The sequence below is a fragment of the Vibrio sp. TRT 17S01 genome (genome assembly GCF_050113695.1).
Classification (GTDB): Bacteria; Pseudomonadota; Gammaproteobacteria; order Enterobacterales; family Vibrionaceae; genus Vibrio.
In genome coordinates, this window is the sequence record NZ_JBNJOG010000007.1 from 234,565 (window position 1) to 252,814 (window position 18,250).

Sequence of the window (18,250 nt, forward strand, 5' to 3'; positions counted from 1 at the left end):
GTCGATCATTGCGTTATGCGCGCCAACCACGTATAACGATCTGATAACGAAAAGATTGCATAATGTTACAAAGGAATGCTGCCCAAAGGATGACTACTAGCCAAACTCTGCCAAAAATTTTAGTGATTTTTGCACACCCAGAGCCCAATGCCTCCATTGCCAATCAGGTGATGACTAAGAAAATTGAGTCTCTGGAACATGTCACACTTCACGATCTGTACGGTTGTTACCCAGACTTTTTTATTGATGTCGCGGCGGAGCATCAGTTACTGCTTGAACATGACATTATCGTTTTCCAACATCCACTATTTATGTATTCCTGCCCAGCATTATTGAAAGAGTGGATTGACCGCGTCCTAGGCAAGGGGTTTGCCTTTGGGGCGGGTAGCGCACTGCAAGGAAAATACTGGCGTAGCGTGATCACCACAGGAGGCAAGCAAGAAGCCTTTGGTGAAAAGGGATATAACAAGTACCCGCTGGCCGATATTTTACAACCTTTTGAGCTGACGGCAGCGCTGTGTCAGATGCATTGGATCGAACCACTGGTGCTGTATTGGTCACGTAACGTGACCGATATCGAACGTTACCAACATGCCGAGCAATACCGCCGCTGGTTACAAGACCCACTTTCGATTGTAGGAGGCTGCGATGGCGATGGAATCTGATTTTCTGCAAAGCAGCTTTATTTTTCTTACCGCAGCGGTGATTGCTGTTCCTTTAGCTCAGCGCGCAGGTTTGGGCTCTGTTTTGGGGTATTTGCTGGCTGGCGTAGCAATCGGTCCATGGGGGCTGGGTTTAATTAGCGATGTTGAAGCCATTCTGCACTTTGCTGAATTTGGTGTTGTATTGCTGCTGTTTCTGATTGGTCTTGAACTGAATCCGAAAAAACTGTTCCAGATGAAAGGCCCAATATTAGGGCTGGGTGGGGCACAAGTAGTATTGACCACTTTAGCTTTATCTCTGATTGCACACTTTGCTGGGATTGGTTGGCAAACTAGCTTAGTGATTGGGATGGGGCTAGCGCTGTCATCTACAGCGATTGCGCTAAAAGTCATTGAAGAGCAAGGTTTGGGTGGCTCTGAAACGGGGCAGTCAGGCTTTGCGGTATTGCTGTTTCAAGATATCGCCGTGATCCCAATGCTGGCCTTCCTTCCCATGTTAGCGGGTAATACCGCGGGTAATTGGTGGGATGCAATCTGGATGTTAGCAGGGATCACTGGCTTGATGGTGGGTGGGCATTTCTTACTTCGTCCATTATTTCGCTATATCGTACTCAGTGGTGTTCGTGAGCTCTTTACCGTAGCGGCTTTGCTGTTGGTTATTGGTATTGCTCTGCTGATGAAAAAACTCGGACTCTCAATGGCATTGGGCACATTTTTGGCGGGTGTTCTGCTGGCGGAGAGTGAGTACCGCCATGAGCTGGAAATCGCCATTGAACCGTTTAAAGGTCTATTGCTGGGATTGTTCTTCATTGCGGTGGGCATGGCTGTGAACTTGGGCCTACTGGCACTGCAACCACTGCAAGTTTTAGGGGCAGTAATTGGTCTTATCGTCATCAAAGGGCTGATTTTATACTTTCTGGCTAAACTCGCCGGGACACGAGCAAAAGCACGTAGCAAGATGGCCGCAATTTTAAGCCAAGGCGGTGAATTTGCGTTTGTCATTTTTACCGCTGCTAGTGCAGAAGGGTTACTTGATCAGCAGCAAACCGCATTCTTATTGGTGGTGGTGAGCCTTTCGATGGTGACAACGCCTTTGTTGCTGATGTTGCAAAAACAGTGGTTTGCTAAAAAGCTGAATTTCGATGAAGGCACCACAATTAAAACAGATGTGGTTGATAAAAGCCCACGGGTGATCATTGCGGGTTTTGGGCGTTTTGGACAAATTGTTGGACGCTTAATGTATGCCAACAAAATGAAAGTGACCGTATTAGAGAGCGATGCCAGCCAAATTCAGTTATTGCGCAAGTATGGCTATAAAGTTTTTTATGGTGATGCAACTCAATTAGATCTATTACGGGCCGCTGGGGCTGCAAAAGCGGAAGCGATAGTGCTTTGTACCGACTCACCCGATGAGATCATGAAAATCGTAGACTTGTGTAAACATCACTTCCCTAAAATGAAAGTATTGGCTCGTGCGCGCAGCCGCGTTGAAGCCTATCAGCTGCTAAGTCATGGGGTTGAAAGCTATTCACGTGAAACCTTCCTCGGCGCGTTAGATTTAGGCCGTCAAGCCTTGGTTGAACTCGGTATGCATCCTTATCAAGCCAAGCGAGCAGAAGCGCATTTCCGTAAATTGGATAATGCGATGCTGAAAGAGCTGTTGCCACAACATATTGAAGATAAACAATTGGCCTTGAGAGCCAAAGAGGCTCGTAAAGAGCTGGAAGAAATTTTTGGTCGTGAAATGGAAAGTGACCAACAATCGAAAAACTTTTGGAATGAATCACCCTAGCATTTGCTTGGGAAGACAAAGCTAGACTGAGACGTGAAATGAAAAAAAGATTTATCGCAGGCGCCAGCTGTCCTAAGTGTCAACACCAAGACACATTACGCTGGTGGATAGAGAATAATATTGAGTTAGTAGAGTGTGTTGAGTGTGATTATGCCGAGCAACGTAAGCCCCAATCGGTTGAGAAAACAGGGCATGCTCAGCAAGACATGATCGGAATTTTTAAACCCGATTGATTGAGTTTCCGAGATTGATCCCCATAATACCTAGGTAATTAGTTTGTCCTCAGGTATGTCACCTGGGCTAAAACCGCCTTGGAGCACTTATGAAAATCGAAAAGAACGTAGTCGTTAGTCTTGCGTACCAGGTAAAAATGGAAGACGGCGTTGTTGTTGATCAATCAACAGCGGATGCCCCTCTAGATTACCTGCACGGTAACAACAACCTGATCACAGGTCTTGAAAAAGAATTGGAAGGTAAAGTTGCTGGCGACAAATTCTCTGTAACAGTGGCTCCAGAAGAAGCATACGGTGAGCACAACGATGCTTTGGTACAACGTGTACCAGCGAACGTATTCCAAGGTGTTGATCAAATTGAAGTCGGCATGCGTTTCCTTGCTGATACTGACCAAGGTCCGATTCCTGTTGAAGTAACAGAAGTTGATGGCGACGAAGTTGTGGTTGATGGTAACCACATGCTTGCTGGTCAGACATTGTCTTTCGATGTGGAAGTGGTTGCAGTTCGTGAAGCGACTGCAGAAGAGATCGAACACGGTCATGTGCACCAAGCGGGTGGTTGTGGTCACGACCACGATCATGAAGGCGGCTGCTGTGGTGGCGAAGGTCATGATCACGGTGAAGAGAAAAAAGACGGTTGCTGCGGTGGCGGTAGCTGCGGCTCTCACTAAAACGGCTTACACTGACTGAGGTCAGTCAACAATCTCTCAAAGCGCTGAACAAGTCATTGTTCAGCGCTTTTTTGTAACTGGAATTTGATTGACTCTTGGGTAGGTGCTGGCAAACTCCAATGACTATCTGAGCGTCCACAGGAGTCGATATGTCTCAGCCATTTTCTATTGCTATTCATGGTGGTGCTGGCACCATTTTACGTGAGCAAATGAGTGAAGAACTTAAACAGGCCATTGTTAATGATCTTACTCGCTCTGTTGAGGCGGGGCACCAGGTCTTAACACAAGGCGGGGATGCGCTTGATGCGGTTGTCGCGGCAGTGAAAGTGATGGAAGACTCGCCCCACTTCAACGCAGGTAAAGGCTCAGTGCTGACAAACCGCGAAATGGTTGAAATGGATGCTTCGGTCATGCATGGCAACGGCATGAATGCAGGCGCGGTGGCTGGCGTTCGTCATATTCGTAATCCGATAACACTGGCCCGAGATGTGATGCTTAACAGTAACCATGTTTTGCTAATTGGTGAAGGAGCAGAAGAGTTTGCTTTCGAACATGGGCATGAATACACCGAACAAGATTACTTCTTTACCGAGCGTCGCTACGAACAGCTACAATCGATGAAAGAGAAAGGCCTATTCGCCCTGTCAGAAGCCAAATATCCTGATGATCGTAAACATGGCACTGTCGGCGCGGTAGCATTAGATCAACACGGCAATCTAGCGGCTGCCACCAGTACTGGTGGGGTTACAAATAAAAAATACGGTCGTGTTGGCGACTCCGCGTTGATTGGTGCAGGTACGGTTGCTGAAAACGGTAACGTGGCGGTTTCGACGACTGGCATGGGGGAGTTCTTCATCCGAAAAATGGTTGCTGGTGATGTGGCCGCACGAATGCGATACCTCAATGAAGACATTCAAACTGCGTGTGAGACCGTCATTCAAGGCGAATTGAAACAAATGGGCGGTGAAGGTGGACTGATTGCTGTGGATGCTAAGGGCACGATCCATTTTGCTATGAATAGCTCGGGTATGTACCGTGCGGGCATGGATCATTTGGGAAATTTCAGCGTAAAAATCTATGCTGATGAGTAATCGATAAGATATTTGTTTTTTTATAAAGCATCTTCAGTGAGTTACTTCTGTATTATATTTCTATGCTTAAAAAATGACTGCAAGAAATGTGATTCAGTGCTAGAATCCATTTTTAATCAGCAATCAGACTTGGAAAGATGGGTAATAACGTAGTCGTTCTGGGCACCCAATGGGGTGACGAAGGTAAAGGTAAAATCGTAGACCTTTTAACTGAAGATGCAAAATACGTGGTTCGCTACCAAGGCGGTCACAATGCAGGCCACACTCTAGTCATTGACGGTGAAAAAACCGTTCTTCACTTAATTCCATCAGGTATCCTTCGCGATAACGTAAAATGCGTTATCGGTAACGGTGTAGTTCTATCACCTGAAGCTCTATTAAAAGAAATGAAGCCTCTTGAAGAGCGCGGTATTCCAGTACGCGAACGTCTTTTCATTTCTGAAGCATGTCCTCTAATTCTTCCTTACCACGTTGCAATGGACCAAGCTCGCGAAATCGCTCGCGGTAAAAAAGCTATCGGTACAACAGGTCGTGGTATTGGTCCAGCATACGAAGATAAAGTGGCTCGTCGCGGTCTACGCGTTGGTGACCTATTCGATATGGCAACTTTTGCAGAGAAACTAAAAGAAGTGATGGAATTCCATAACTTCCAACTAGTTCACTTCTACAAAGCTGAGCCTGTAAGCTATGAAGAAGTACTTGAGCAAGCAAAAGGCTATGCTGAGCTACTTACTTCAATGGTTATCGATGTTACTGATGAACTAGACGCAGCACGTAAGCGCGGCGACAAGATCATGTTCGAAGGTGCACAAGGTACGCTACTTGATATCGACCACGGTACTTACCCGTACGTAACGTCTTCTAACACGACGGCTGGTGGTGTTGCTGCTGGTTCTGGTTTTGGTCCTCGTCACATCGGTTACATCCTTGGTATCGCGAAAGCTTACTGTACTCGTGTTGGTGCTGGTCCATTCCCGACAGAGCTATACGACGGTCTAGACAAGCAAGATCCAATCGGTAAGCACCTAGGTGAAGTTGGTCACGAGTTTGGCGCGACAACAGGTCGTCTACGTCGTACAGGTTGGTTTGATGCAGTGGCGATGCGCCGCGCTATCCAAATCAACTCTGTATCTGGTTTCTGTCTAACTAAACTAGACGTTCTAGACGGTCTAAAAGAGCTAAAAATCTGTACTGGTTACAAGATGGAAGATGGCTCTACGCTAGAAGTTTCGCCAATGGCTGCTGAAGCATTCGAGAAAGCAACGCCTATCTATGAAACAATGCCTGGTTGGTCTGAAAATACATTCGGCGCGAAATCAATCGATGATCTGCCACAAGCGGCTCTAGATTACATCAAGCGTATCGAAGAGCTAACGGGTGTGCCAGTTGATATCATCTCAACAGGCCCAGATCGTAACGAGACTATCATTAAGGTTCATCCATTTAACTCTTAATGTGATCGTGTAAGATTTTGAAAACCGGCGCTTATCGCCGGTTTTTTTGTATCTGATGCACAGGGAAGGTGGCAAGTCTTTGCCATAAAGCGGCAAATTTGATTAAAGTGTTATCACTGTTTGCCGATATAGGTATCAAGCCCATTGCCACAATGGTGGCTATACTGTTAGGGCTATCGATGTGAAAGAGTGCCGATATGAAGCTAAGGACGATAGCCGCTTCTTTGTGTCTGGTATTGAGCTCGCCATTTATCAAAGCCCAAGCGGCAGAAATTGGCGAGCCTGTGCCCATCTATACAGAAGCTGAGCTAATTAAATTAATTAATCAGAACAAACATTTAGAACGAGTCAAAGCCGACAGCTGTCAGTTGGTTGAAGATATCGTTGCGCGTGCAACGCGCATTAGCCTGCCGTCATATGAATTTCTCTATGGAGATATGCTGGCATGGGGCGTCTGCGTTGAGCAAGACGTCGAGTTAGGCTTGTACTACATGGAAAATGCGGCTCATCAAGGTCTCCCTGCCGCTTTGGAGCAGCTTGGGCGTTATTACTCCCGAGGTACCTTAGTACAACAAGATAAAGAGCGCGCGATTCCATACTTGCGTGAAGCTGCCGCGATGGGAAACCTCAATGCTCGCATTCACCTCGCGGAATTATTACTGCGGGATCATGGTAGTCCATTAGACTATGAAGATGCGTATCGATGGTTATATAACTCAGTGACGGCCGATCAACGTACTCACAAACGAATTAATATTCTACGGCAAGGTTTAGAGCGTAGAATGCCACAAAACATCATCGCCAGAGCGAAAAAGCGCGACACATTCTGGTAGCAACAAACAGTACTCTTTCACACAAAAAAGCCCGGTTTGACCGGGCTTTTTATGATTATTGAATCTTCTCTCCAGATTCGAGAACGGTTTTTCTTACCAAGTCAGTAAAGGCTAGCGCTTCTTGGCGCACTTTTTCTTCATTAATCGTCAGCATGTTGCGATCTTCCATTAAGATCTTTCCATCAACAATGGTGTGGCGTATGTTGGCAGAGTTTGCGGAATAAACCAATGCAGAATAAGGGTTATAGACTGGGATCATGTTAGGCGCTTTAGTGTCGATAACAATAATATCCGCCAGTTTCCCTGCTTCAAGAGAACCAATCTTATCTTCCATATGCAGTGCTTTTGCCGCGCCCATCGTAGCCATATCGATGACCTTTAACGGTGGCATGGCGGCGCGATCGTGATTCACCAGTTTGTGCACTTTCGCCACTTGGTTAAACTCATCGATGGTGCTGAGTGTGTTGCCTGACATCGGGCCGTCGGTCCCTAAGCCGATGCGTACGTTTTCGTCATACATTTTTAGTGCAGGTGACACCCCTTTAGCGGATTTAATGTTCGCACTCATATTATGTGCGACGCCCATATCCGCTTTTTTCACCAATTCAATATCTTGATCATCGACCAAGATCATATGGGCACCCAGTAAGTTTTTATTCAGCGCTCCAATGCTATGCATGTATTGAACGGGGGATAACCCATTTGAACGCTCAGCAATTTTGTCTTGCTCACGTTTTGATTCAGCAAGGTGGATCATCACGGGCACTTCTTTCTCTTGCGAAAGCTTAGCGATTTTCTGCAATGTTTCTGTGGTGTTGGTGTAAGGTGCATGTGGAGCAAAAGCAGGGGTAATACGTGGATGATCTTTATATTGCTCGATAAATTTCAGTGCATACTGGATACCTTCGTCAGCATTGGCAGCATCGGCTACTGGGAATTTAATCACCGTTTCGCCTAATATGGCCCGCATACCGATTTCATCGACCGTCTTTGCTACTTCATCCTCAAAATAATACATGTCTGCATAAGTGGTGACGCCCCCTTTAACCATCTCAACATTGCCAAGGTTGGCACCGATGCGCACCATATCACGGGAAACGAGCTTTGATTCTAATGGGAAAATATAACGATGAAGCCGGTCTGGCACATCATCGCCTAAAGAGCGAAATACCGTCATAGAAACGTGAGTATGTGTATTAATAAGTCCTGGCATCACGATGTCACCATCAACATCCAGAACTTTATCTGCGCGATATTGTGTTGTGAGAGAATCATCACCGACGGCGATGATTTTATTCCCTTTCACCACAACTGTCCCACTCTCATAAACGGTTTTGTTGGCGTCCATGGTTAGGATGGTGGCATCAGTAATGATGAGGTCAACAGGTTTAGCAGCATGACTTGCGTAGGAAAATACGCTGATACCCGCAAGCAGACAGGCAAGCAGTGAACGTTTTGTATTCATAAAAATACCCTTAGAACAGGAAAGGATTTATCAAGGCGAATCTTATGCATCGCACGTTAATTTGCAAACGTTTGCCAACTCATTCGTTTGAGATTGTGATCTCTACCTAATCCAACACAGAGTCTCTTTCGTTTGCTAAGTTATGAAAAATAAAAAGCAAAATGGCGAATTTCCTCTTGTGATGCTGTAGCTTCTTAGGGGAGTCGGATATACTTGCTTTAAACCCTTCTTTGCTAAGTAGGCATGCCTATGTCAGACAATATCTCGAATGATCCATTTGCGGATCGCGAATCTCAGAACTACGAAAACCCAATTCCAAGCCGGGAGTTTATCCTTGAGTTTTTGGAGCATGCGGGTGTGCCGATGAATCGTAATGATTTGTTTGAAGCGCTGCAGCTTAAGGGAGAAGATCAATATGAAGGATTACGCCGTCGCTTAAGAGCTATGGAGCGTGATGGTCAGTTGGTGTTTACTCGTCGTCAGTGCTACGCGTTGCCTGAAAAACTTGAGATGGTCAAAGGCTATGTGATTGGTCACAAAGATGGGCATGGCTGGGTTCGTCCTGAAGGAAGTGTCGGCAAAGATAATGACATCGTGCTACCACACCACCAAATGAAGAACATCATTCATGGTGATTTTGTTTTGGTTCAACCAACGGATAACTCCAAACGTGGCCGTAAGGAAGGGCGTCTGGTTCGCGTATTGGAGGAACGTCAAACTCAAATCGTTGGTCGGTTCTTTATGGAATATGGTTATTCGTACGTGGTTGCGGATGACTCACGTATTGCACACGATATTTTGATCCCAAATGATCTGCGTGCCGGTGCTCGCATGGGTAACGTTGTTGTTATAGAGATCACTGATCGTGGTTCTCGTTCGCGCGGCATGATGGGGAAAGTGGTTGAAGTGCTCGGTGAAAACATGGCGCCGGGCATGGAAACGCAAATTGCTATCCGCACGCATCAGATCCCACACGAATGGCCTGAAGAGGTTGAACAACAAATCTCCGGGCTGGGTGAAGAGGTTCCGGAAGAGGCGAAAGTTGGCCGAGTGGATCTGCGAGCGTTACCTTTGGTGACGATTGATGGTGAAGATGCGCGAGATTTTGATGACGCGGTTTATTGTGAAGCGAAGAAGAGTGGCGGCTGGCGTTTATGGGTTGCGATCGCCGATGTCAGTTACTATGTACGCCCTGATTCAGCGTTAGACAAAGAAGCCATTAACCGTGGTAACTCGGTGTACTTCCCATCTCAAGTCGTTCCAATGCTACCGGAAGTGCTCTCCAATGGTTTGTGTTCACTCAACCCACAAGTGGATCGCTTGTGTATGGTATGTGAAATGACCATTTCTGATAGCGGTAAGCTTTCAGGGTATAAACACTACGAAGCGGTCATGAATTCTCATGCGCGCCTGACCTACAACAAGGTCAATGCGATTTTAGAAGGGGATGCAGAGCTACGTGATCGTTATGAGCCGTTAATCCCTCACTTGGAAGAACTGCACAACATGTACAAGGTGCTCAAACACGCTCGCGATCACCGTGGAGCGATCGAGTTTGAGACCGTTGAAACGAAGTTCATTTTCAATGCGGAGCGTAAGATTGACCGTATTGAGCCTGTGATCCGCAATGATGCACACAAGATCATTGAAGAATGTATGATTCTGGCGAACATTGCGTCTGCATCCTTGGTCGAAAAAGCCAAAGAGCCAGCGTTATATCGTATTCACGAATCTCCGGGTGAAGAGCGCTTAATGGGCTTCCGTGACTTTTTAGGCGAGTTAGGCCTAGATCTAAAAGGCGGGTTGGAGCCTTCACCAACCGACTATGCCGACTTAGTAAAACAAATTGCCGAGCGTCAGGATAAAGAGCTAATTCAGACAATGCTGCTGCGCTCGATGAAGCAAGCGGTATATAACGCAGACAATTGTGGCCACTTTGGCCTAGCACTAAAGCGTTATGCACACTTTACGTCTCCGATCCGTCGCTACCCAGACTTACTGTTGCACCGTGCGATTAAATACTTAATTGCGAAAGAAGAAGGGCGCAATCAAGATCGTTGGACACCGACTGGTGGCTATCATTACTCGTTTGATGATATGGACTTTTATGGTGAACAATGTTCGATGACAGAGCGTCGTGCCGATGATGCAACACGCGAAGTGGCGGATTGGCTCAAGTGCGAATACATGCAAGATCACGTTGGTGAAGTACTTGATGGCGTGATTGCCAATGTCACCAGCTTTGGCTTCTTCGTCCGCTTAAGTGAGCTGCATATTGATGGTTTGGTACATATTTCAACACTTGCGAATGACTATTACCAATTTGATCCGATAGGTCAAAGACTTATCGGTGAAAGCTTCGGCGCAATTTATCGCTTAGGTGATGCGGTCAAAGTAAAAGTGCTGTCGGTGAACTTAAACGACAAGCAAATTGACTTTGAATTAGTCGAAACAAGTCGTAAGCTACGCGGCAAAGGAAAAACTGCTAAGAAACGCGCGGCTGAAGCAATGAAGAAAGCCAAATTGAAAAAGCGCACGGCAGAAAAAGGGCGCCGTTCGGAAGGTAAGGCGAAGCCAATGGTAGAGCCAACCAAACGACCGGATGGTTCAAGTGACCCTAGCGCCAGTAAAAAGAACAAATCAGACAAGGCTCGAAAGAAAAAGCCACGCAATAAAAGCAAAGCGCGCGCTAAGAAAGCCTAAAGCGATAAAGTGGAATAACCATGAGTAACGAATTTATTTACGGCATCCATGCTGTAAAAGCTGTTTTGGCTAAAGAGCCAGAACGTTTTATTGAAGCGTTTGTATTGAAAGGCCGTCAAGATGATCGTTTGATGCCGATCCTGAATGAACTGCAAATGGTGGATGTTTCAATCCAACAGATGGGCCGTAAGGCGCTGGATGACAAAGCTCGCGGAGCCAATCATCAAGGTGTGATTGCACGTGTGAAACCAGCAAAACAGCTGAATGAGAATGATCTGGATGACATTCTAGCGCAACATGAAACACCACTACTGCTGGTGCTGGATGGTGTGACTGACCCGCATAACCTTGGTGCTTGTTTACGTAATGCCGATGCAGCGGGTGTGGCGGCAGTGATTGTACCGAAAGATAAATCGGCGGCGATGAATGCAACCGTGAGTAAGGTAGCGTGCGGTGCAGCGGAAACTGTACCATTGGTTCGTGTGACCAACCTAGCGCGTACGATGCGCGCATTGCAAGAGCAGGGCATTTGGTTTGTCGGAACCGCTGGTGAAGCAACTCATGACATTTACCAAGCGAAACTGACAGGGCCGCTAGCGGTTGTGATGGGGGCAGAAGGTGATGGTATGCGTCGTTTAACCCGTGAAACTTGCGATGATTTAATCAAGATCCCAATGGCTGGTACTGTATCAAGTTTAAATGTGTCGGTTGCTTCTGGCATCTGCTTGTTTGAAGCTGTTCGTCAACGTGCTTTATAAAACCGTTATGCGCTTTGGGTCGATTTGAGGATAGAAGTATGAAATATGCCCCAATCAAAGAGGAAATCACGTTTGATGATTTCTCAAAAGTTGATATTCGTGTCGGTCTAATCGTTGAAGTTTCTGAAGTAGCAAAATCAGACAAGCTTATGAAGCTGACAGTAGACTTTGGTGATCATCAGCGCTCTATTTTAGCTGGTATAAAACAAGAGCGTGAAAACCCCAAAGAAATTGAAGGCAAGCAAGCTTTGTTTGTAGTCAATTTGCCCGAAAGAAAAATGGCGGGTGAAGTGTCTCAAGGCATGTTATTCGATATTGGTTATGAAGATAAATTGCAGCCATGTCTCGCTTGTCCAGAAACAGAAATGCCTAACGGTGCCAGAGCAGGATAATATGCATAACAAGCAGTTTAAGTATTAAAAAAGGAGCCCCATGGCTCCTTTTTTGTTGTGTTCAATTAGCGGGTTAACCACTGTTTAGGGTTTTGAGTCCGGCTATTGCGGCGGATTTCAAAATACAAAGAAGGTCGAGCTTGACCACCGGTGTCTCCAGCAAAAGCGATCGTTTCGCCTGCGACAACTTTATCCCCTTCTTTTTTGGTTAAGCTTTGGTTAAAGCCATACAGCGTCATATCCCCTTTACCGTGATCCAGCAATACAACAAGTCCATAACCACGGAGGTAGTCAGCAAAAACCACTTTCCCGGAATAGACCGCCTTGATTGGCTGCCCGTAGTTGGCGTTAATGACGATACCTTTCCAGTTAATTTGACCTGTTTGACGTGTGCCATAGCTATGTAAAATACGGCCTTTCACTGGCCAAGGCAGTTTGCCTTTGTGGCGTGCTAATCCATTCATCGGTACCGCATTGCGCTTTGCCGCTGCGGCTTTTGCAGCTTTAGCAATTTCAGCTTTTAGGCGCGTTTCGTTGCGGCGCAGCTCCGACAGATACACTTTATCGTTGGAGATGCTTTTCTTGATCTTACCTACGGTTTGTTTTCGCTGGGACTGGGTTTTGGCCAATTGATCACGTTTGGTGGTCTGCTGGGTTAGCAGCTTATCGATTTGTGCTTTCTCTAATTCCAGTTGGTTGCGGCTGTTATCCAGTTCTCTAACGGTATTTTCTAGTTCATCAATAGCTTGTGCACGCTGCTTAGCAAGATGCTGAAAATACTGGCTAATACGATCATCTTCGACGCCGTTGTTCAGCATCTGTGTCGGTGCTTTCGCTCGTTTGGTGACGTAATAGGTTTTTAATAGCTCGGCTAAGTTGTCACTTTGTGTTTGTTTCTGCTCTTCTAATTGACGCACCTTGCCAGAAAGTTTGTTGATGTTGGCATTGGTACGGGCAAGATCGGCCTTAGTCTCGCGAATGTCTTTCTCAATTCCATTGATATTCAGTTCATGTTTACGTAGAGACTTTTGTAACTCATCTAGCTTCTTTTGCTGTGTGCCGAGTGACTGAGTTTGACGAGAGATTTCACCTTTCACTCCTTTAAGTTCATTTGGGGAGGCCGCATGGCTATATGGAATGACAGAACAGGCGCTAAGCAGAATAAAAGTAGTAACAAGCCGTTTTAAGCGCTGCGGGGTTCTGTGGTGTGCCATTGTGGGAAATCTATCCTAACTAATTGAGAGACAGCCAGTATACCCAAAGAAAATCGGTGGAAGAAAGAGTATTGTAAAAACTTGAGGCTTGAGAGAAACAAAAACGCCCAAGCATCTGCTTGGGCGTTTTAAAATCGATAAATCGATAAATCGATAAATCGATTACTTAACTAGTACTTCACCTGTCATTTCTGCTGGGATCTCTAGACCAGTTAGAGACAGCATAGTTGGTGCTAGATCAGACAGTTTACCGCCTTCTTTGAACTCAACGTCTTTATCACCAACGTAGATTAGCGGTACTGGTAGGTTAGTGTGCGCAGTGTGAGTGCCGCCTGTTTCTGGGTCTACCATCATCTCTGCGTTACCGTGGTCAGCCGTGATCAGCATTTGACCACCCACTTCTTCGATTGCCGCAACGATTTTAGCTACACAGCCGTCGATTGCTTCGATAGCTTGCTCTGCTGCTTCGTAAACGCCAGTGTGACCAACCATATCTGGGTTAGGGTAGTTACAGATGATCGTGTCGTACTTACCTGACTTGATCGCTGCAACCATCTTCTCAGTTAGCTCTTCAGAGCTCATCTCTGGCTGTAGGTCGTAAGTTGCTACTTTTGGAGAAGCAACAAGTTGACGCTCTTCGCCTTCAAATTCGTTCTCAACACCACCGTTGAAGAAGAAAGTTACGTGCGCGTATTTCTCAGTTTCAGAGATACGTAGCTGAGTTTGGCCTTGCTTAGATAGCCACTCACCGTATGTGTTCTCTAGCGATGCTGGTGGGAATGCGATTGCTAGTGGGATGTCAGCCGCGTATTGCGTTAGCATCACGAAGTTGATTGCTGGGAATACAGCGCGCTCGAAGCCGTCGAATGCAGGTACGAAAGTACGTGTGATTTGACGAGCACGGTCAGCACGGTAGTTCATGAAGATCACTGCATCGCCGTCTGCGATGACTGCATCTTCTTGACCTTCAGCTTTAATTGCTGTCGCTTTAACAAACTCATCGTTTTCATCACGAGCGTAAGCTGCTTCTAGACCTGCTACTGCTGAGTCGAATGTGAATTCTGCTTTAGCTTGAGTTAGAAGATCGTAAGCAACTTGAACGCGATCCCAGTTGTTATCACGGTCCATTGCGTAGTAACGGCCAACTAGAGAAGCCACACGACCTTTGCCTAGTTTAGCGAATAGCTCGTCGAAGCGTTTTAGCGAGTTCTCTGCGCTGCGTGGTGGTGTGTCACGGCCATCTAGGAAGCAGTGTAGGTATATCTTCTCTGCACCACGAGCTGCCGCCATTTCAACGGCTGCATAGATGTGGTCTTCGTGAGAGTGTACGCCACCTGGAGACATAAGACCCATGATGTGTACCGCTTTTTCTGCTTTCACTGCAGCGTCGATTGCTTCTACTAGCGCTGGAGTTTCTACAAACTCACCGTCAGCGATAGATTTAGTGATACGAGTTAGGTCTTGGTATACAACACGGCCAGCGCCGATGTTTGTATGGCCAACTTCAGAGTTACCCATTTGACCGTCAGGTAGGCCAACATCCATGCCAGAAGCAGAGATTAGAGTGTTTGGTTTGTTAGCAAACAGGCTATCAAGGAATGGAGTTTTTGCGTTCGCGATTGCGTTGCTTGCTGTATCTTCACGGTGACCGTAACCGTCAAGAATAACTAGAGCCATAGGCTTCTTAGCTGACATAGTAATAACCTCGTCAAATTTTTAAGTAACTGTCGGTCTGAGCGACCTTGAAACAAAACTAGCGTAATTTTACTACACTTTTTAACCAAAACTGTAGGTTAAGATCAAATATTGTTTGCGATTTATTGTTGCAATCTTTCATATTGAAACGCCAATAAATCCTAGTTTAGCGCCATTACCGACAATGATTTGCTTTGTTAACTTCATTCTTATCAAAGTGACAACACAATGAAAGTCGGAATTAACTATTAAATTAATTGCTCTAACTAACCAAAATCGCGGTTCCAGTCACCGCAACGACTGCGCCGAGCCAAGCGTAACGATTTGGCCGTTTTTTGGTGTAGATCCAGAGAATCGGTAACAACATGATGGGGGTAGTGGAGGACAGTAACGCCACCATACCCACATTGCCTTGTTGTAAGGCGTATAGGATTAATGTCATCCCCACTGCCATAGCAAGGAAGCCATTAATCGCCGTAATGGTAAAAATACGTACATTCATTGGTCGGGTCGCTCTAGCGAGACGCGCCCCTGTGAATAAGAATAAGCAGTGTGCAGCAAAAGCGGTGATCATACGCATTGCGGATGCTGCCACGGGGTCAATGGCTGTTTGCATTACAGGTTTAGCGATAATGCCACCAAGGGCTTGGCAGAGGGCGGCGATCAGCCCTAACGAAATACCGACCCATACATGGCCTTTAATTGTTTCCAGTTTATTTTCTGTTTGTCCTTTTCGGCCAAAAAAGATTGCAGTAAGAACGCCAGAAAAGACTAGTGCGGCTCCAAGTAGTTCCATCGAAGTCATGCTTTCACTAAACAGAAAGTAACCCAAAACAGCGGAAAATACAGCGTGGCATGAAAATAGCAGCCCCGCTTGGCGTGGCCCCATGCGGTTAAGGCAAGCAAAGAGTGCGGTATCACCGACAAAGATCCCGATAAATCCAGAGAGCATCATGGCTGAAATTGCACTGACTTCAATATTGCTCCAGCCACCGGTATACAGTGCCATCAATGATAAAATAATTGAGGTGCATCCCATGCGCCATCGGCTATATGCAAAGGTACCTAGGTGCTGAGCTGGGACGACGGAAAGTAAACTTGCAACGGCCCAAAGAAAGGCGGCGCCTAATGCAAGCCATTCATAACCCATGATGTGTTCATCCTTGATAAAGCGAAATGATTCTAGCTATCAATATGCCTGAAAATAGTAGAGATACCAATAAATAACGGGCCGTTATGGCCCGTTAAGTTAGTAAAAAAAAGCGCTAAACCTTAAATCGGCCGACTTCTTCGCGCATTGAATGCGCTGAGTCATACATCTCTTGCGCACTGCTGCTGCTTTGGGTAGCTTGTAGCGCGAGGGTATCAGAGGCATCTTTAATGCCTTGTGTATTGCGGCTGATGTCTTCACTTACTGCGCGCTGCTCCTCTGCGGCGCTGGCGATTTGTAAAGCCATATCATTGATTTCATTAATAGCACTTGTAATCTCTCCTAGGCTTTCAAAGGCTTGCTGAGCGTATTCCACACTGTTGTCCGCAAGGTGGGTACTGGTCTGCATGCTTGAAACGGCTTGCTTGGTATTATTCTGCAGCGTTTCTATCATGGTGCGGATCTCTTCTGTCGAGCCGTGGGTACGCTGACTTAACACGCGAACTTCATCTGCCACAACGGCGAACCCTCGTCCTTGTTCTCCCGCACGAGCAGCCTCGATCGCAGCATTGAGTGCCAACAGGTTAGTTTGCTCTGCGATTTCTTGAATGGTGGATAAGATTTGATTGATGCTTTGTGTGTTGCTCTCTAGCTCTGTAATGATGCTCGATGCATTGGTAACTTGTTCTGCTAATTTGACGATGGCGGAGCGGTTTTCCTGAATAACACTTTGACCATTTTCACATGCAGAAGCGGAGCTTTGTGAGGCGCTTGCCGTTAGCTCTGCGTGGCTAGCCACTTCCGCTGCTGTTGCCGACATTTCATGGATAGCGGTTGCGATCTGATTGACGTCGTTCTGCTGCTCCTCTACTTTTTGTGACGCTTGTGCAGAGAGTTGGTTGGCGCTTTCGGCTTGTGATGCGAGATGATTACTGTGTTCTATGATGCTTTTGAGCATGCTTTGCATCTGTGATAAGAATTGGTTGACGTGCTTGGCGAGCTCGCCGATTTCATCCATCCGTTCAATCTTGATGCGTTGAGTCAGATCCCCCTCACCTTGGGATAAAGTGCGCAATGCATCAGACAGAGTTTGAAGAGGAAGTAACAAGCGAGTGATCACCCAAGTGCTGGCTGATGCAATCACTAAATAGAGGATGAGTGACGCAATTGCAGTGAACTGGATTTGCTCTGAGACAGAAGCAAACGCCAACTCTTTGTCTACCACAATTGCCAGCGACCAATCGGTATCTGGCACGTTTGCAACGTAAACAAGCTTGTCGCCTTGCTCTGGCCAAGTCACGGTTGCTAAGTCGCGTTGATTTTGTAGCGCTTTCATTCGCTCAGGTGTCAATGCTTGGTTGATTGATGTTAGCGGTTTTTGGCTGGCGGCCTCATCCTGATAAGCGACGATATTATTGTTACCGTCCACCAACAAAGCAAATCCATCATTATCAAGGCTGACATTTAACACTTCTTTGATGATATTCGTGACGGGAAGGTCTGCTGCCAACACCCCTTGTTTGTTACCAGAGAATGCTTTAGCAAAGCTCACTACGATACTGCCATCAAAATCTTGATACGGCTCAGTAATGATGAGTCCAGGTTTTTCCATCGCATCTTGGTACCAAGGACGAGTGCGAGGATCGTAATCTGCAGGCCAGTCTTCCGTTTTATCACCATAAGCGATGGAACCGTCGGAAAAGCCTGCATACACCGAAAGAAACTGGCCAGAACGTTTGGTCAAAAGCATCTCGCGATCGGCATTGTCAGCATTGAGAATAATATCTTCATTGCTCAGCATCATCTGGCTACGGATGGCTAACCAGTCACTAATGTAACGTGTGGTTGCTTGACTGACATTGGAGACTTCACCGCTTAAGGCGGAGGTGGTTTCTTGCTTTAATTGACTAACTGAAATCCATGCTTGAACGCCGCTTACAATGGCAATAATGATAGCGATAGCAATTTGTATCTTAAATTTGATGGTACTTCTCATGGCCTTCCCTTTACATACAGACAACAACAGAGAACGTTTATTGTAGCGCGCCGAGATAATTCACGGCTTTTTTCAAGATAAACAGATTTCGCGCCATCCCGTATAATGAAATAAACCTCTCACATAGTGAGAGGTATTGAG

15 protein-coding genes are annotated in these 18,250 nt (G+C 46.3%); 10 read left to right on the forward strand and 5 right to left on the reverse strand.

Translation table 11 applies throughout. The features are described 5' to 3' along the window. Positions 1 to 89: 89 nt before the first annotated feature. The 7 genes from kefG to motX all read left to right on the forward strand — a co-directional run bounded on the left by kefG (position 90) and on the right by motX (position 6,736). Positions 90 to 665 carry a glutathione-regulated potassium-efflux system ancillary protein KefG gene (kefG, locus tag ACQEXS_RS13350; protein ID WP_367987981.1) on the forward strand — a complete coding sequence of 192 codons (576 nt, stop codon included), beginning with the start codon at positions 90 to 92 and terminating at the stop codon, positions 663 to 665. Then, a complete protein-coding gene (gene kefB, locus ACQEXS_RS13355; protein ID WP_367987982.1) occupies positions 649 to 2,454 on the forward strand; it encodes a glutathione-regulated potassium-efflux system protein KefB in 1,806 nt (601 codons plus the stop codon). The genes kefG and kefB overlap by 17 nt, the downstream gene beginning before the upstream one ends. Positions 2,455 to 2,492: 38 nt before the next feature. Continuing rightward, entirely contained in the window at positions 2,493 to 2,687 is a 195-nt protein-coding gene (locus ACQEXS_RS13360) for a YheV family putative zinc ribbon protein (protein WP_427011003.1), read from the forward strand. A gap of 89 nt (positions 2,688 to 2,776) precedes the next feature. Next, complete coding sequence (slyD, locus tag ACQEXS_RS13365) at positions 2,777 to 3,358, forward strand: peptidylprolyl isomerase (RefSeq protein WP_367987984.1); 582 nt, start codon at positions 2,777 to 2,779, stop codon at positions 3,356 to 3,358. A gap of 149 nt (positions 3,359 to 3,507) precedes the next feature. Continuing rightward, positions 3,508 to 4,449, forward strand: a complete 942-nt coding sequence (locus ACQEXS_RS13370; protein WP_367987985.1) for an isoaspartyl peptidase/L-asparaginase family protein — start codon at positions 3,508 to 3,510, stop codon at positions 4,447 to 4,449. Between the two features lie 137 nt (positions 4,450 to 4,586). Continuing rightward, entirely contained in the window at positions 4,587 to 5,903 is a 1,317-nt protein-coding gene (locus ACQEXS_RS13375) for an adenylosuccinate synthase (RefSeq protein ID WP_367987986.1), read from the forward strand. 197 nt (positions 5,904 to 6,100) lie between these two features. After that, entirely contained in the window at positions 6,101 to 6,736 is a 636-nt protein-coding gene (gene motX, locus ACQEXS_RS13380) for a flagellar protein MotX (protein ID WP_367987987.1), read from the forward strand. Between the two features lie 55 nt (positions 6,737 to 6,791). On the opposite strand, the gene ACQEXS_RS13385 is transcribed toward motX, so the two are convergent. Beyond that, positions 6,792 to 8,201, reverse strand: a complete 1,410-nt coding sequence (locus ACQEXS_RS13385) for an amidohydrolase (protein ID WP_427014153.1) — start codon at positions 8,199 to 8,201, stop codon at positions 6,792 to 6,794. 249 nt (positions 8,202 to 8,450) lie between these two features. Here ACQEXS_RS13385 and rnr point away from each other — a divergent pair, with 249 nt between their 5' ends. The 3 genes from rnr to ACQEXS_RS13400 are packed head-to-tail and all read left to right on the forward strand — an operon-like array spanning position 8,451 to position 12,054. Beyond that, positions 8,451 to 10,904 carry a ribonuclease R gene (gene rnr / locus ACQEXS_RS13390; protein ID WP_427014154.1) on the forward strand — a complete coding sequence of 818 codons (2,454 nt, stop codon included), beginning with the start codon at positions 8,451 to 8,453 and terminating at the stop codon, positions 10,902 to 10,904. Between the two features lie 20 nt (positions 10,905 to 10,924). Continuing rightward, complete coding sequence (gene rlmB, locus ACQEXS_RS13395; protein WP_427014155.1) at positions 10,925 to 11,662, forward strand: 23S rRNA (guanosine(2251)-2'-O)-methyltransferase RlmB; 738 nt, start codon at positions 10,925 to 10,927, stop codon at positions 11,660 to 11,662. 38 nt (positions 11,663 to 11,700) lie between these two features. Continuing rightward, positions 11,701 to 12,054: a tRNA-binding protein gene (locus ACQEXS_RS13400; protein ID WP_367987991.1), complete on the forward strand. Its 354-nt coding sequence runs from the start codon at positions 11,701 to 11,703 to the stop codon at positions 12,052 to 12,054. Between the two features lie 65 nt (positions 12,055 to 12,119). On the opposite strand, the gene ACQEXS_RS13405 is transcribed toward ACQEXS_RS13400, so the two are convergent. The 4 genes from ACQEXS_RS13405 to ACQEXS_RS13420 all read right to left on the reverse strand — a co-directional run bounded on the left by ACQEXS_RS13405 (position 12,120) and on the right by ACQEXS_RS13420 (position 18,109). Next, positions 12,120 to 13,268 (reverse strand): murein hydrolase activator EnvC family protein, encoded by a 1,149-nt coding sequence (locus ACQEXS_RS13405; RefSeq protein WP_427014156.1) that lies wholly within the window; start codon positions 13,266 to 13,268, stop codon positions 12,120 to 12,122. Between the two features lie 162 nt (positions 13,269 to 13,430). Further along, positions 13,431 to 14,963, reverse strand: coding sequence for a 2,3-bisphosphoglycerate-independent phosphoglycerate mutase (gpmM, locus tag ACQEXS_RS13410; RefSeq protein ID WP_367987993.1), 1,533 nt, complete (start codon positions 14,961 to 14,963; stop codon positions 13,431 to 13,433). Positions 14,964 to 15,225: 262 nt separating this feature from the next. Then, positions 15,226 to 16,113 (reverse strand): DMT family transporter, encoded by an 888-nt coding sequence (locus tag ACQEXS_RS13415; protein ID WP_427014157.1) that lies wholly within the window; start codon positions 16,111 to 16,113, stop codon positions 15,226 to 15,228. 115 nt (positions 16,114 to 16,228) lie between these two features. Further along, a complete protein-coding gene (locus ACQEXS_RS13420) occupies positions 16,229 to 18,109 on the reverse strand; it encodes a methyl-accepting chemotaxis protein (protein ID WP_427014158.1) in 1,881 nt (626 codons plus the stop codon). Positions 18,110 to 18,250: the final 141 nt, after the last annotated feature.

Coding starts and splice junctions, on each gene's coding strand:
- kefG (WP_367987981.1), top strand. CDS start 90: ATGACTACTAGCCAAACTCTGCCAAAAATTTTAGTGATTTTTGCACAC.
- kefB (WP_367987982.1), top strand. CDS start 649: ATGGCGATGGAATCTGATTTTCTGCAAAGCAGCTTTATTTTTCTTACC.
- ACQEXS_RS13360 (WP_427011003.1), top strand. CDS start 2,493: ATGAAAAAAAGATTTATCGCAGGCGCCAGCTGTCCTAAGTGTCAACAC.
- slyD (WP_367987984.1), top strand. CDS start 2,777: ATGAAAATCGAAAAGAACGTAGTCGTTAGTCTTGCGTACCAGGTAAAA.
- ACQEXS_RS13370 (WP_367987985.1), top strand. CDS start 3,508: ATGTCTCAGCCATTTTCTATTGCTATTCATGGTGGTGCTGGCACCATT.
- ACQEXS_RS13375 (WP_367987986.1), top strand. CDS start 4,587: ATGGGTAATAACGTAGTCGTTCTGGGCACCCAATGGGGTGACGAAGGT.
- motX (WP_367987987.1), top strand. CDS start 6,101: ATGAAGCTAAGGACGATAGCCGCTTCTTTGTGTCTGGTATTGAGCTCG.
- ACQEXS_RS13385 (WP_427014153.1), bottom strand. CDS start 8,201: ATGAATACAAAACGTTCACTGCTTGCCTGTCTGCTTGCGGGTATCAGC.
- rnr (WP_427014154.1), top strand. CDS start 8,451: ATGTCAGACAATATCTCGAATGATCCATTTGCGGATCGCGAATCTCAG.
- rlmB (WP_427014155.1), top strand. CDS start 10,925: ATGAGTAACGAATTTATTTACGGCATCCATGCTGTAAAAGCTGTTTTG.
- ACQEXS_RS13400 (WP_367987991.1), top strand. CDS start 11,701: ATGAAATATGCCCCAATCAAAGAGGAAATCACGTTTGATGATTTCTCA.
- ACQEXS_RS13405 (WP_427014156.1), bottom strand. CDS start 13,268: ATGGCACACCACAGAACCCCGCAGCGCTTAAAACGGCTTGTTACTACT.
- gpmM (WP_367987993.1), bottom strand. CDS start 14,963: ATGTCAGCTAAGAAGCCTATGGCTCTAGTTATTCTTGACGGTTACGGT.
- ACQEXS_RS13415 (WP_427014157.1), bottom strand. CDS start 16,113: ATGGGTTATGAATGGCTTGCATTAGGCGCCGCCTTTCTTTGGGCCGTT.
- ACQEXS_RS13420 (WP_427014158.1), bottom strand. CDS start 18,109: ATGAGAAGTACCATCAAATTTAAGATACAAATTGCTATCGCTATCATT.